Genomic DNA, 15,006 nt, shown 5'->3' on the forward strand with positions numbered 1-15,006 from the left:
TCAAATAGACAGAATTAGGACTATCGGATTCCGCAGTACGGGTATTAGTGATAAATACTCAAAAAAATTGAGCGATCGCTCAATTGATCCTGGAGGCTATTGAAAAAACTTTGTAATATGTAATTTGTAATTAGAAAGTCTTATTTAGTTTGGGTAACATTGTTTGAATATACAGTTCGCTTATATCCTCACACCTCTACATCCTTAGCCTTTTTATGAAAACAATCTTTCACAGGAGAATCTCTTTTTTAATGCCCATTGCCCTATACCCAATTTTCAAGCTAGTAACCAACGCAGAAAACCTTTACCAACTTGCCCTAATAAAAAACTAAAAATCCATTGTAATAGCGGGCCAAGTAGTGACAAAAATAGCAAAAACAAGAAATTAGTGGGACTAAGAAAAATACCAGAAGTAACACAAGTTAATCCCCACGCTAGCCAATTTCGATAGTAAGTACCAATAGAAGTCCATCTCGGAAGTTGATTAACAAGCCAATAGCGAATAGTAGCAAATACAAATGATATTACTAGCCCAGCGAGTATTGATAATGAAATTGTAAGTGATTGTACTAAAGGTAATTTCCAAGCTAAAAAAGCCCCAGGGAATAGCGAAGCTAGCTCCCAAGCTAGTAGATTTAATTTAGTCCGAAGATAGCCTAATATTTGTTCAATAAGCCAATAATGCACATAAACAACATTTAAACACTCAGGATTTTGGATAAAGTTATTTTTGATTTTGTGAATGATGTCGCCGTAGAATAAAACATTACTTTGTAAAACAATATCTTGTTCTTTCCAAAAATATAAAGCTGATGTATCTTCTGTATAATAAAAATTAAAAGTAAGTCCATATTGTAACGTCGATTTTTTTTGTAATGATTTACTCCATAATAATTTGACAAAATTTACTATAAAAGTATTGTCAAAAATTTGGAAGCTTTTTTTAGAAATTACTAAATTATTGTATGGTACAGTATTCTTCCTAAAGGAAATGTTATCGCTAAAACAGTTGTAATACCAAAGATAAGCTAATAATTTTGGCGGAATATACAGAGAACCGCCTATTTTTCGCGCTGCCTCAATTTGTTTTAAAACTATTTTATTTAGATAAAAACTATACTGTCCTGACTCAACCTTAATTTTAAGTTCAATAGGAGTGCCTTGAGGGATTTGTACAAGAAAAGATAGTTGAACATCAACTTCAGGATCTGTGTATGTTTTATAAGCGTTCATTGTCGGGATAACTTTGCGATACTTTGTACAATACCAATCAGAAAATCTAGTGTTCCACGCCACTGTTTTTCTCCAGCAACTATCCCTTCATTATGGATTTTTAGGATTAAATCTCTATCCGCTTCAGGTAATTGAAATAGGTTTTTATGATAACGGCTGATAATATCTCCATCTAACTGCATAACAGTTTGAGCATAAATAACGTCAATATCTACACTTGTAATCTGACCACCATCAAGTGCAGCTTTAAGTTCAGACATTTTTCGCAAGGTACGAATAAATTTACCATTATTCAAAAGTTCTTCAATCTCTTGCCACCTTTGTCGCAATTTTTTTTGATTATCTTGTTCATCTGCAACAGGAGCTGGAGCAGGCAATATTGGTCGAGCTAGCTTTATATATACCTGATCCGTTGGAATAATATTTGCTTTATGTTCCACCTGATATTTAAGACGTTCTTGATATTGTATTATCCTGGAGTCTGGCTCATTAGCTTCAGTACTTTTTTCAAGGAGAATATAAAAATATTCTCTTTCAAGTTGCGAGAATAGACTTGTATAACGTTTTCGTAATTCATCAGCTTGAGTTTTTTCTTGTTCTGTTAAATTTAAATTGTCTGGATTTGGAATTCCTTTGACATCAAAGTAGTCTTTGTCATTTATTGAATAAATCTCTTCATATGCTTGCCAAGCATTAAACTTTGCGCCAGTAATTTGCTCCACAACCATTGTATTTACTTCTAAAGCTGTAATATCATCGACTAATCCATTTACAGATGAGACTAATTTCCCCAGCAAATCTCTAGCCTGCTCTTGAATTCTGTTAGACATAGTAATAATTTCCTTTATTTATTTAAAACAAATTAACCTACAGGTTTAGACAAGTTCCTATGCTGTAGGTGTTTTAGTGTGACTATTAATAAATAACTACTATGGACGAGATGGCGACTGTTGTGAAGTTTTTCGAGATTTCATAATCTCTATAAAAAATCCATACAACTTCTGCAAACTTTCTATATTTTTTTGCATAATCTCCCGACTTTCCTTGATTTGACTTAGATGAAATTCGCGGAGTTCTGTATATGGGCCACTACCAACAAACTGGCTACCAACTTCATTGTTTATATCACCATCAATTAGATTTATTATGGTATGCATTCGATTACCTGGTTTAGCAATTTGTTGCTCTTGCAGTTGTTCAGAAGACTCTGGGACCCAAGTTGTAATTTCTAATTCGACAACTTCAACTATTGCTGTTTGAATAGCATCAATAATGTCATCAATATTGAATTTTTCTCCATTAGTATTCAGTTTCTTAACTTTTCTTTTAAATTCATTACTTGGTTTGCTAAAATGACTATTAGTTTCAGCAATATCGCTAAGAACATTACTTTCCGTGTTTTCGTTAAGCCTATTATTTACCATGACACTTTGAAGGTTACAGATTTAAATATAAACAAATATGATTATATGTTATATCAAAAATTTCACAAACTTTACTTAATAAAATTAATTAAACTAAAAACAACTTAATAATTTAAGAAAATGTTTTATAAAGAAATGTAAACTGGCAATTTTTTAAAGCCAAATTTATCTTAGACAAAGGACAATAACATTTTAGCTTTTGGAGTTACTGCGTTAGGTTTCTTAAGCGGCATGACTCTGAAATAATTCTTGAATTAGCTTTTGGGCGGTTCGTTATCAATCGAGATAAATTAGTTCCTACTTGTAGACAAAGTGTCATAAGCATATTTCTGATCAAAGACAAAGAACAAAGTATAATGTTATACTTGCTAATAAATTTATTTTAGTCAACTTGTTTTGTATTTGACCTAGCAAAGCGTAGACGTGCAATTGCTAGCAGACTTTTCTCATGCCACTATATATAAAATTATGTGGCTGTGCTGAAAAAACTAAAGAAATAGGGATGAATATGTTGTTATCGCGTCAAGATTTTACTACACCTATAGTAGCTTGTGTATGTATATTAGGAGTTGGGTTGATTCAATTCCCGCAATTGCAAAAACTAATAAATAGTAAACAATCTGCCTCTTTAGAAACTCTAGAGAAAGAAATAAAATCAGAAAATCTCCGTCTTAATTTTCTCAAAAAAACACCTAGTTTTGGTTATGATAATTTCATTGCAGACTTGGTATATCTGAATTTTTCACAATATTTTGGAGATGATGAAGTTCGAGATAAAACAGGTTATAGTTTAAGTCCAGAATATTTTGAAGTCATTCTAGAACGTGACCCACGATTTTTAGCAGCATATCGGAGTCTTTCTATTAGCACTTCATTGTATGCTGCTATGCCAGAACGTGCGATCGCACTATCAGAGAAAGGGCTAAAATCACTATCTCCCTTCGTTCCCGAAAAGTCTTATTACGTATGGCGATATAAAGGAATTGATGAATTACTATTTTTAGGCAATTATCAAGCAGCTCAAAAGTCTTTTGCAACGGCGGCAGACTGGGCTAGTAACTTTTCAGATGCAGAGAGTCAGGGTGTAGCTAATAGTTCCCGAAAAACTGCTGAATTTTTGAGTCGAAATCTTAGCAGTAAATATGCTCAAATTTCTACCTGGTCAATGGTTTTAAATAATCAAGTTGATGAAAGAACTCAGAAACGAGCAATCAGGGAAATAGAAGCTTTGGGAGGAAAAGTAATTACAACTCCTGAAGGTACTCATAAAATTCTATTTCCACCAAAGGATTAAGTTGTCATTCCTAGCATATTGCTGCAAACAAAGAAAATTTTGTGAAATTGCTATCCTCTCCATACTTTACACGCAATATCATTAGGAGCAATAGTGATATCAATACAATTGGCAGAATCTGACTGTAAAATATTAGAGTGTTTTCCTGTTATGTCCCAGCTGCGTCCTCATCTTAAACAAGCTAAGTTTATAGAACAAGTTCGATATCAAATGAAAGAAGGATATCAACTTGCATTCTTGGAACTTGAGGGACAAGCTGTGGCAGTGGCTGGATTTCGCATTTCTACGTGTTTAGCATCAGGTAAGTTTTTATATATTGATGACTTAATTGTTGATGAGTTGAAGCGATCACAAGGTTATGGTCAACAGTTATTTCAATGGCTAATTGAATATGCAAAAAATCATGACTGTGAACACCTTAGTCTTGATTCTGGTGTTCAGCGATTTGCAGCTCACAGATTTTATCTCATGGAGCGCATGAACATTACAAGTCATCACTTTGGAATACAGTTATAACAACAGGCAATCTGGTTGTGAAAAATGATATTTTTTGGTATAATGGCAAACTAATTAAGTCCCAAACTTTAGAGTTAGACATTAACGATCCAGGATTACTTTATGGGGCAACTATTTTTACAACATTGAGGGTTTATGAAAACTCTCTAGATAGTAATTTAACTAATTGGCAAGCACACTGCGATCGCTTACTCTCCTCAATACAAACTTTTGGTTGGCAGCAACCTGATTGGAAGCTTGTGCGTCAAGGTGCCGAAATTCTCCTCGCTCACTTCCCCGTTCTCAGAATTACCCTTTTTCCCGATGGGCGGGAATGGATAACTGGTAGATTATTACCAAATGATTTGACAGAAAAACAAAACAGTGGTATTGAATGCGCCGTTGCTAGTTCGGAATTTTATCGCTCTCTCCCTTCTCATAAAACTGGAAACTATTTGAGTGCTTGGCTGGCAAGAACTAGTTTAAATTCTCAAGAGGCAATATTAGTCAATGGTCAAGGGAATTGGCTAGAAACCAGCACAGGCAACCTTTGGGGATGGTGCGATCGCAGTTGGTGGACGCCAGCAATAAAGGCCGGAATTTTGCCGGGAATTGTGCGCTCGCAACTTGTAAACTGGTTGCAAAACCACCAACAGCCTGTGCGGGAAGAACCTTGGACGGTGGAGCTAGTGCAGAGATTTGAAGCGATCGCCTACACTAATAGTGTAGTCGAAATTATTCCCATTCATACCGTTCATCAGCCTTCAGGGTCGTTACAATATAATCCCTACCATCCTAGTTTTCAGCAAATAAAGGAGCTTTTTATAGCATGATAGCTACGTCACTTTGTTACACTTAAGGTAAGTTAACATAATTCTTAATAATGACTTTTCCGAGCAGAGACGCTACGCGATGGCGCAAAGCGCCCGCTAAACGGCTAACGCGCGAAAAATACCGGAGGATAGACCTTAGTGAATAAAAGATGGAGAAATGCAGGGCTGTACGCGCTGCTGTTTATTGTCGTCATTGCGCTGGGAACAGCATTTTTTGACAAACAACCCCAAAGCAGAGAGACATGGCGATATAGTCGCTTTATTCAAGAAGTTCAACAAGGCAGAGTAGAAAAAGTCAGTTTGAGTGCAGATCGCTCCACAGCACTGGTTACACCCAAATATGACCCAGCTAAACGGATTGTTACCTTAGTCAACGATCCAGACCTGATCAATACTCTGACTTCAAAAGGCGTTGATATTTCTGTTTTGCCCCAAACCGACGAAGGATTTTGGTTTAAGGCACTAAGCAGCTTATTTTTCCCTGTATTGCTTTTGGTTGGCTTATTCTTCTTACTACGTCGCGCTCAAAGTGGCCCAGGCAGCCAAGCGATGAACTTTGGCAAATCAAAAGCCAGAGTGCAAATGGAACCACAAACTCAGGTGACATTTGGTGATGTTGCTGGTATTGACCAAGCCAAGTTGGAATTAAACGAAGTCGTAGACTTTCTGAAAAACGCCGATCGCTTTACCGCCGTTGGTGCAAAAATTCCTAAAGGTGTACTATTAGTCGGCCCTCCTGGTACAGGTAAAACCCTCCTAGCTCGTGCCGTAGCAGGTGAAGCAGGTGTACCCTTCTTCTCAATCTCCGGTTCGGAATTTGTGGAAATGTTCGTAGGTGTGGGTGCATCGCGCGTCCGCGATTTATTTGAACAAGCTAAGACCAATGCTCCTTGTATCGTCTTCATCGATGAAATTGACGCAGTAGGTCGTCAACGGGGTGCAGGTTTAGGTGGTGGTAACGATGAGCGGGAGCAAACCCTCAACCAGTTGCTCACCGAAATGGACGGCTTTGAAGGTAATACTGGCATCATCATTATTGCCGCTACTAACCGTCCTGATGTCTTAGATGCAGCACTGTTGCGTCCTGGTCGCTTTGACCGTCAAGTTGTGGTAGACCGTCCCGACTATGCCGGACGCAGCGAAATTCTCAAGGTTCACGCCCGTGGCAAGACCTTGGCGAAAGATGTGGATTTGGATAAAATCGCCCGTCGTACCCCTGGATTTACTGGCGCAGATTTATCCAACCTGCTCAATGAAGCCGCAATTTTGGCAGCACGCCGGAATTTGACTGAAATTTCGATGGATGAAATCAACGACGCGATCGATCGCGTGTTAGCTGGCCCAGAGAAGAAAGACCGGGTAATGAGCGAAAAGCGCAAAACCTTGGTAGCATATCACGAAGCTGGTCACGCCTTAGTTGGTGCTTTGATGCCCGACTACGATCCTGTCCAGAAAATTAGCATTATCCCTCGCGGTCGCGCAGGTGGTTTAACTTGGTTTACTCCCAGCGAAGACCGGATGGACACTGGTTTATACAGCCGCGCTTATCTGGAAAATCAGATGGCAGTAGCTTTGGGTGGTCGAATTGCTGAAGAATTAATCTTTGGTGAAGAAGAAGTTACCACTGGTGCTTCTAATGACTTGCAACAAGTAGCACGGGTTGCGCGTCAGATGATTACCCGATTTGGCATGAGCGATCGCTTAGGCCCTGTTGCTCTTGGTCGTCAGCAAGGTAATATGTTCCTCGGACGAGATATCATGTCAGAGCGTGATTTCTCTGAAGAAACCGCCGCAGCCATTGATGAAGAAGTCCGCAAACTTGTGGATGTAGCCTATACACGCGCTAAAGAAGTGTTAGTGGGCAACCGTCACATTTTAGATCAGATAGCCCAAATGCTGGTTGATAAAGAAACAGTAGACGCTGAAGAGTTGCAAGAAATTCTGTCGAATAACGATGTGACAACTGCTGCGTTTGCTTAATTTAATGAATAGTTAGGGGTTAAGAATAATTCCTAACTCCTAATTGTTACAAAAGCCCGGTCATGAAGACCGGGCTTTTAATTTGGGGTTATATACCCCGAAGGTTTCGTTATAGAGTTTCAGTATAAATCGCTTGTCTGATAGAGACTACCACTTGAGCAGAATCAATTCCGGAAAATTAGAAAAATTTTTCTAGATACACCCAAATCAAAAACCTAGAACTCTGACTTTAAAAGGAAAAAGATACAATGTAGCTAAAATTTGAGAAGTCTGGATTGTGAAAAATTCCCGAACCCATCATGGAGTACAATCCAGTTGACTATGACCCGAATCTAGCAATGATTATGCCATTATTTGGCTTTGTTCCTTTACGTCCGTCTGATAGCGGACGTTATCTCAGTGGTTGGTATCGAGATAGTGCGATCGCTCTGTACGTATCACGTGGATTAGGAGTTTCGATTTTACCAGTGAGAATGGGTGTAGTCCCAGAGATTAGCTATTTTGAGTGGTTTCTAAACTCGGCTTGATTTTTTAGCGATATCCCCTAAGCTGTGTGCGTAAACACTTCTTGCTTACCAATACAATAAAGGCCCCTGATAATCTGTCGGAACTCAATTTAATTTAGCATTAGCGAAGCGGCTCCCTTAGCAGCTTCGCGTTCTCATTTTTCGGTGAGTTGACGACTATTGTAAGTACGTGGCTCTTTTTTGAGGCATTCTTCCAAAAATTTAATTTCGTCTTTTTCTTGACCCGGCAATTCCCAAAGCCCTTCTAGAGCAAGCTTCCGCTATTTGTGTAAAACCTCTCAAGAGTTTGGTTTTGGAGTGCGATTAAAATGATCTGTCATTTTTTTCACGTACCAACCATGTGCATTTAATCTGATTACTTCTGCTCTATTTTTCATGACTCGATACTCAACCAGTCGCCTATCTTAAACTCTGGATGTCGGTTTCAAAAATAGCCATGCTACGAAGAACGTAGCCGCCGTGAATAGTTGCGTCAAATCTAAAGCAGATAAATAACCATCCGCAAATGAAGCAATACTGCGATCGGTAATGCCGAATACCCAGGATGACAATCCGAACAGCCAGATTCCATTCTTGAGATTTCCGACGAATTCTTTAGAGTCTGATGGTTCTTGGTCTTTCATAATCTTCTGTTCCATTGGTGAAAAATCTGATGATTGATGTGAAATACCTGCCATTAAGAATTTTTTCTGATTCCTGACGTTGAATTTACACTCCTATTAAATATATTAATAAATATTTCACCTACTTGACTTCACTGCCCAAAGGTACATCTCCTTATCTTGACATTCATCTATTGGTTCTGTTACCTCTGATAGACAGCTATACGTTGAGTTTTCAGCATTACAGCGTCGGGTTTGAATGCTAAAACTACATAATTCTTAAATAACTATATAAATAAATATTTATATTTTGCTTAAAATCCTCCATAGGATAGATGCCTTACAGATAATTCCTCAAATTTGATTTCGGGTGGATACATAGTAGTAGCGCACAGGTGTCCGCTACTACTACGCTATGAGCTAGATTTCTGGGTCAACCAAGCGGGTAGTGGGACGACTCTGATATAAATCTTGAACAACTTGAGCAGCAGAAACTACACCTACAAGGGCAATGACTGCAACAGGTAACAAACCTTTGCCAAAGATGGCGATCGCTAGCAGTACAACTGCACCCGCAAGTCGATACTGGGAACGAATTTTGCAATAACGGATTACCCCAAATCTGTGTAGAATGCTGACAGCAAGAGAGCATAATGCTACTGAAGCACAGATGAGCCATCGCTGGGAGTCAGGTAGTGCTAAGGTTGGCTTAGTCAACAAGATTTGTTCTACACCAACTCCAGCAGCAGTAATCCCAATCACTAGCGGTAAATGGGTGTAGAGCCAGAGATTAACAACACCAACTTTTCCATGTGTCCGTGCTATCTCAATAGGTTTACCACCCAGGTTATCAAAATAAACCCACCACCAGCTAAAGGCGATAATTAGACCAAACACGGCGGAAATCACGGTTAAAACATCCCATTTCTGCTCAGAAACACCATTGGCCACTGCAATGATTGCTTCACCCAAGACAATAATGGTAAATAGCCCGAAACGTTCCGGTAAGTGGGAGGCGTGGGGAAGTAACCCCATGTGAAACTTCCGTCCTGTTAAAGGTGTGGCGAAGTCAATAATGATTCCCAGTGTCCAAAATCCGAACCGCCAAGGAATGGGTACAGATGCTGATATTAGCCAAAGCAAAGCTGCGATCGCAAAACCAATAGCGTAGCGAGTAGTCAAAGGACGTGCGGAGGGGATATGTCTTCCAGCACGAACGTACTCTATTACAAGCACAGCGCGACCAAGAGCATAGGAAATGGCGAAACCAGGGGAACTCTCACCCAAACCGTGGTGGATATTAATAGCCATTGCTGCTGCTGTCAGCATTTGTATACCAATCAGCAGGCGATGTCCCACATCATCGCTGTCAAAGCGGTTCGCATAGAATGTGGTGCCAATCCATGACCACCAAACTGGTATAAATAGAACTACAAACCCAAATAATCCTGATAAAGAGACATCTTCGTTGAGATTGTGAGCGAGTTGAGAAACTGCAACTACAAAAACCAAATCATAAAACAGTTCCAGCCAAGTGGCGTGTCGTTCTTCTTCAGTGTCTTCACCAATGCGTAACCTTGGTGGTTGGAGAAAATTTGCCATAGTGCTAATTGCTAATCGCTAATTGTTTTTTAGCATTAGCTGTCATCCATTAGCGAGTGCATAGGCGTCTCTGCGTAAATTGCTAAAAATCTGCTGACAATACAATTCATCAATTGTGCCTACCACATATTGTGGGCAACACATAATTAGTTTCTGACTTTTCACGGGAAGTCCTCAAGCCTCGAAAAAGCGTGGCTTTTTCCACAGCCTAATTATCAATAGCTGTAAGTTAATGACAATAGCTAACGAAAAAATCAGGGTTTAGGAAACCGCAACAATGAGATTTTCCATATGCCGTGAAAAGTCAGAATTAGTTTCTGGAATTGAAACCATTTCTAAGCCAGACACAGACTGCTTTTTGAATTTTCGGACAAGTCTAATAGAAATATTAGTCTGTTAAACATCGGCGCGTTATCGGCAACCTGTAGTATATGCAGTATAGTAACGATGTCCGCAGACTATAGATAGTTAGTTAAGTCTGGCTCAACAAACTCATAAGCAACTGTGCCAACAGGAGCAATCACATAAAGAGCTAGGTTCTGATTTTAAAGCGGGCGATGGGACTCGAACCCACGACGTTCACCATGGGAAGATGACATTCTACCACTGAATTACACCCGCGAATTGCTGCTATCAACTATGGCTGACATCAATTATACCACTATTTACAGCTGTTTTCAGTTGGCTAAAATATGCACTGCTTTAGCAACTTCTGATATATGAGTCCTGTAACTGTTCATATTGGAAAATCTTTTTAGCTAGCTGATGATGGCACTTACTATCATATTTAACTAAAGAACAATGTCTTCACCTCGCTCGGTGAAGCGAACCTCTTTAATATTCCATTGGGCATTACTTGTTAGGGTTTTGCGGAGACTACCAAACAGAGCAAACTGTTCACAACTAGAAAGAGAAGCTATTTGTCGCTTTGAATCAGGGGATATTCGCAAATCAACTATAGCAATGCCATTTTTAATGTTGACACGATATCCAGACAAGCTAAAGTCGCTTGTATCTCGTTTTTCTAAAATTTTACTTACTACATTTGTCACTGGTTCCTCAGCTGCTACTGAAACCTTTTCGGGAATGAGTTGTTGACATTGGGTATCACTTGTATATAGTGTGATGTTGGTAGTTCTGCTAGCGGCAACTTTAGGAGTTGATGAGGAAGGCGTATTTTCCTTAGGAGATTCTTTATTAGGAGATTTTTCTCTTAATTGAGCTACGCTAGGAATCTGCTCGGAAGTCTGAGACGATGAGCTATTCGTCGGTGTTGTGGTAGAAGATGGCGTTCCACTGTCAATATTACGAGCGGTGGGGTTAGAACTGCAACTGCTGAGGCTGACAATAATTGTCACAAAAATAAGGGGTAAAAAATATTTATTGGTTGTATTCATAATTTTGCTCACAAGTAATGTTGCTGCTATCAACTTCAGTGTTGCTGGTATCAATTCCACACAAATTTGCGAATATTGAGCCAGTTTATAAAGTGTCAACCCGAAATCTGTCAAAGTCAAGATTTGGGCTTAATTTTTGTCTAAGTCCCGTTATACCAATTCTTTGTGGGACTGCGCCAAATTTTATTGGCTTCTCCTTTCTTTTTGTCCTTCTCTAGGAGACGCTACACGAATGCGCCCTACCGTGCGGGAAGCCGTTCCGCGTCTATACGGTTCGTCCCTCATATAGTTTGACGCATCTTTATACAGAATTGGTATTAAAGCTCAAGGTTTTGACACAATATGTGTTAGAAATTGGCTCGTATCCAGCGATCGCAAGAGATCCACCCGACTTGAGAATTGAGATAAGAGTAAAGTACTAGTTTTCACTACTTTTTTGCTTAGTCAATTCCTGCACTAATAATTGCACTCCCAAAGCCAACAAACCAATTGCTACTATAGCAAATATCCCACTTCCTAAAGCAACTACACCAACAACCAGAGTCCGAACAGCAGAAGAAATTTTAATCACCAATGGATTAATTGAATGAACAGGTTTAGTAGCAAAATTTGTAGCGATCGCAATCATCAGAGAATACATTGCATATCCCATTCCTCCAGAAATAACCGCCCCAGTTAAACAGCGTAAGGGACTTGCTGTCGCCTGTATTTTAGTATCCGTTTGTGGCGTTAAATTTTGGTCACTCATACGATTTTAGATTTTAGATTGGGCCATTAAGAATAATTCTTGTCTATTTCCTATGCTTCATTAAGCAAAAAGAATTATTTAAACAGACGAAGCCACTTTAATACCATGTGTGATTGTCCGAGTTACAAACAATTCTAAATTCTTATCAAGAATTGCTTCTCTCACTTGCAGCAAAACTAGTTCTGCCTGCTGTTGAGACTCAAAAAGAGCAAATACTGTTGGCCCAGAGCCAGACATCATTGTTCCTAAAACGCCTTCTTGATTTGCAAACACTTCTCGCAGTTGCAAAACTTGAGGATAGGCTGGTAATACCACGCGCTCTAAATCATTGTGCAGTTTTTGGGCAATTTCTCCCGCATCTTTATCTACGACAGCTTTTACTATTGCTCCTGAATGAACTGCATTAGCACGCGCTGCCAAGTTGTAGCTATCTCTGGTATAAGAATTACCAAACTGCTGTCGATAGGTTTTGTATGCCCAAGCCGTGGAAACTTCCAGGCTGCGGTATTTTCCCAATACTACATATATATTATCTAAACTTGGTAGGGCAGAAAGTTGCTCACCTCTACCTGTTGCGATCGCAGTTCCACCCGCTACACAAAATGGTACATCTGAACCAAGTGTACCTCCCAACTCCTCTAATTCTGGCTGAGTTAATCCCAATTTCCATAATAGATCTATCCCTACCAACACAGCTGCTGCATTTGTCGAACCTCCAGCCAACCCAGCGGCTACGGGAATTTGCTTGTTTATGTTAATCTCCAAACCCCCATATTGAGCGAAGGCTTCGGGAAATTGCATCGCCATTAATTCTGCTGCTCGGTATGCCAGATTAGTTTTATCTATCGGTACTTGTGGGTGGTTACAGCGAACGCGAATACTGTCAGTGCTTATGGAATGTATATCAATTTGGTCTGCAAGTCCGATACTTTGAAGTATCATCGATAACTCATGATAGCCATCGGGACGGTCGCCAATGATTTCCAGATACAAATTGATTTTAGCAGGGGCAATTAAGCTATAAGAACGCATTTTGAAAGTTAAAATTTAAGGGTTATGGGTTGCTAGTTGGGAATGGATGAATTTTGGGTTTTGAATCAAAGCAATCATCTATGATATTCACTCATAACTCTTAACTGCTTACTCCTGACTTTTAACTCCTAACTCATTTGCTAGGATTACCCATTGCTGAACGCTGATATCTTCGGCTCTGGCTTGGGGATTTATTTTTAATTGTTCCAGTAAGTGGTTCAAGAGATCGCGTTCTATAACTGATTGCAAATTATTTCGTAACATTTTGCGCTTGGAACCAAACCCCAACTTTAAAAAATTCTCTAACTGTCGGGGATTAAGCGCTGGTATTTCTATTTTTCGGGGACGCAACCGCACCACTGCTGAATCAACTTTTGGCGGTGGATGGAATGCGGCCGCTGGGACTGTGCAGATTAACTCACACTCAGCCAAATACTGTACGCGCACACTCAACGCCCCAAAGGTTTTTGAGCCTGGTTTAGCATATAATCTTTCTGCTACTTCTTTTTGTACCAGCAACACTATTGAATCAAATGGTTCGGGATTGGGGTTAGCGATCGTACCCAGTAGCTTCTCAATGATTGGCCCTGTAATGTTGTAAGGAATATTGGCTACTACCTTATTTAGCTTGTGGAAATTGGGAAAGGCTGCCAGATAAGATGGTAAATCTAGAGTGAGAAAATCGCCTTGCAGCAATAAAAAATTTTCAGTCTTACCAAGCTGCTTCGACAACAGTTGGCATAAGTCTCGGTCTATTTCAACTGCAATCAGAGATTGCACTAAAGGTAATAAACGACGAGTCAGAATGCCGGTTCCGGGGCCAATTTCCAGGACGCAATCGCTTTCTGTACACTCTGCTGCTTGAATAATTGCATTGAGCGCCTTTTCACTTTTTAGCCAATGTTGAGCAAAGACCTTGCGCGGTCGGATCATCTGTATTTATTGCCTAGTCTAGTTTTTAGCTTTTTCTCGAAATTCTAATTAAAAAATCTAATTGGACAATTATCATGCAATCGCACTTAAATTTCCGCAATGAGTGCGGTAGTTTTTCTTTTTTCCAGTTCCCCAAATTTTTCGCTCATAAATTGTGAAATCCTTCTACAGCGCTAGACTCACTGTAACGGATCATGCCTATCCTCATCTTAGAGAAGCTTTGCGAACATAGCGATGGCGATCGCGATCGCGTAACCTCTTCGAGTACTCGAATATCGATACAAGTGCCAACCATAGGATGGGAGTCTTAAACCGTAAGCAAGCTCCGCATTATTATATATAGTTACTTCGGGCGTTTGAATTCAGGGTAAATCCCTTCAGGAAGACTGCTCAGTGCCTTTTTCGATAATGATTACTATAATCATTAAACCTGAATCATATCCAATCTACTAAGTAACTAGCAACGTGCATTATTCATGCAGGAAAGTTTAGCCACTTCGTTTTTGCGTCCCTCCCGTTACTTAACCCATTCACCTGAAACCCATGTCAGGCAAGCAATTTGAATTTTTAGAAAAAAAATAAATTTACCCCTTGACAAACTAGGGGATGACTAGTTATTCTAGTTAAGTAGGAAGGCGAGAGACGCCAACCACGACTGAACCTGAAAAACATAATACTTTGAAAGCTTAAGAAAAAACCAATCCTCGTCAAAAGATTTTGCTTTTGGGATTTCCCAAAAAAACAATCGAAATTATAACTAGGATTCCGGAAAATATTTTTTCGGAGCCACAAACTCGAAACACAACAAAACGGAGAGTTTGATCCTGGCTCAGGATGAACGCTGGCGGTATGCTTAACACATGCAAGTCGAACGGTGTCTTCGGACACAGTGGCGGACGGGTGAGT

The 15,006-nt window shown here is 39.6% G+C and carries 14 protein-coding genes, 1 tRNA gene and 1 rRNA gene; 6 read left to right on the plus strand and 10 right to left on the minus strand.

Annotation, left to right across the window (positions count from 1 at the left end):
- Positions 1–276 precede the first annotated feature (276 nt).
- The 3 genes from H6G26_RS14690 to H6G26_RS14700 all read right to left on the minus strand — a co-directional run bounded on the left by H6G26_RS14690 (position 277) and on the right by H6G26_RS14700 (position 2,657).
- Positions 277–1,296 (minus strand): hypothetical protein, encoded by a 1,020-nt coding sequence (locus tag H6G26_RS14690; RefSeq protein WP_190729955.1) that lies wholly within the window; start codon positions 1,294–1,296, stop codon positions 277–279.
- The gene (locus H6G26_RS14695; protein ID WP_190729956.1) at positions 1,230–2,063 is read right to left on the minus strand and encodes a hypothetical protein; all 834 of its coding nucleotides are present in this window, start codon (positions 2,061–2,063) and stop codon (positions 1,230–1,232) included. Before H6G26_RS14695 ends, H6G26_RS14690 begins: the two co-directional genes overlap by 67 nt.
- 99 nt (positions 2,064–2,162) lie before the next feature.
- A complete protein-coding gene (locus H6G26_RS14700; RefSeq protein WP_199326877.1) occupies positions 2,163–2,657 on the minus strand; it encodes a hypothetical protein in 495 nt (164 codons plus the stop codon).
- A 508-nt stretch (positions 2,658–3,165) separates the two neighbouring features.
- Here H6G26_RS14700 and H6G26_RS14705 point away from each other — a divergent pair.
- From H6G26_RS14705 to H6G26_RS14725, 5 genes are all read left to right on the plus strand, one after another.
- Positions 3,166–3,951: a hypothetical protein gene (locus H6G26_RS14705; protein WP_190729973.1), complete on the plus strand. Its 786-nt coding sequence runs from the start codon at positions 3,166–3,168 to the stop codon at positions 3,949–3,951.
- A gap of 150 nt (positions 3,952–4,101) precedes the next feature.
- Complete coding sequence (locus tag H6G26_RS14710) at positions 4,102–4,467, plus strand: GNAT family N-acetyltransferase (RefSeq protein ID WP_199326879.1); 366 nt, start codon at positions 4,102–4,104, stop codon at positions 4,465–4,467.
- A 17-nt stretch (positions 4,468–4,484) separates the two neighbouring features.
- On the plus strand, positions 4,485–5,279 hold the full coding sequence (locus tag H6G26_RS14715) for an aminotransferase class IV (protein ID WP_347242464.1): 795 nt from the start codon (positions 4,485–4,487) through the stop codon (positions 5,277–5,279).
- 138 nt (positions 5,280–5,417) lie between these two features.
- Positions 5,418–7,259, plus strand: coding sequence for an ATP-dependent zinc metalloprotease FtsH3 (ftsH3, locus tag H6G26_RS14720; RefSeq protein ID WP_190729958.1), 1,842 nt, complete (start codon positions 5,418–5,420; stop codon positions 7,257–7,259).
- A gap of 299 nt (positions 7,260–7,558) precedes the next feature.
- Entirely contained in the window at positions 7,559–7,786 is a 228-nt protein-coding gene (locus H6G26_RS14725; protein WP_190729959.1) for a hypothetical protein, read from the plus strand.
- A 404-nt stretch (positions 7,787–8,190) separates the two neighbouring features.
- Here the strand turns inward: H6G26_RS14725 and H6G26_RS14730 are convergent, their stop codons facing one another.
- The 7 genes from H6G26_RS14730 to rsmA form a co-directional block, all read right to left on the minus strand.
- Positions 8,191–8,409, minus strand: a complete 219-nt coding sequence (locus H6G26_RS14730) for a hypothetical protein (protein ID WP_190729975.1) — start codon at positions 8,407–8,409, stop codon at positions 8,191–8,193.
- A gap of 399 nt (positions 8,410–8,808) precedes the next feature.
- Positions 8,809–9,990 carry a low temperature requirement protein A gene (locus H6G26_RS14735; RefSeq protein ID WP_190729960.1) on the minus strand — a complete coding sequence of 394 codons (1,182 nt, stop codon included), beginning with the start codon at positions 9,988–9,990 and terminating at the stop codon, positions 8,809–8,811.
- Positions 9,991–10,539: 549 nt separating this feature from the next.
- Positions 10,540–10,611: transfer RNA gene (locus tag H6G26_RS14740), tRNA-Gly, on the minus strand.
- 170 nt (positions 10,612–10,781) lie between these two features.
- Complete coding sequence (locus H6G26_RS14745) at positions 10,782–11,387, minus strand: sporulation/spore germination protein (RefSeq protein WP_199326881.1); 606 nt, start codon at positions 11,385–11,387, stop codon at positions 10,782–10,784.
- A 418-nt stretch (positions 11,388–11,805) separates the two neighbouring features.
- Complete coding sequence (locus tag H6G26_RS14750) at positions 11,806–12,135, minus strand: DUF3082 domain-containing protein (RefSeq protein WP_190729961.1); 330 nt, start codon at positions 12,133–12,135, stop codon at positions 11,806–11,808.
- Positions 12,136–12,213: 78 nt separating this feature from the next.
- Positions 12,214–13,167: a 4-(cytidine 5'-diphospho)-2-C-methyl-D-erythritol kinase gene (gene ispE / locus H6G26_RS14755; protein ID WP_190729962.1), complete on the minus strand. Its 954-nt coding sequence runs from the start codon at positions 13,165–13,167 to the stop codon at positions 12,214–12,216.
- A gap of 108 nt (positions 13,168–13,275) precedes the next feature.
- Positions 13,276–14,100, minus strand: coding sequence for a 16S rRNA (adenine(1518)-N(6)/adenine(1519)-N(6))-dimethyltransferase RsmA (gene rsmA, locus H6G26_RS14760; protein ID WP_190729963.1), 825 nt, complete (start codon positions 14,098–14,100; stop codon positions 13,276–13,278).
- Between the two features lie 806 nt (positions 14,101–14,906).
- Between rsmA and H6G26_RS14765 the strand changes: the two genes are divergently transcribed.
- Positions 14,907–15,006 (plus strand): 16S ribosomal RNA (locus H6G26_RS14765); the annotation flags it as partial.

The organism is Nostoc sp. FACHB-888, assembly GCF_014696655.1.
Lineage (GTDB): Bacteria > Cyanobacteriota > Cyanobacteriia > Cyanobacteriales > Nostocaceae > Nostoc.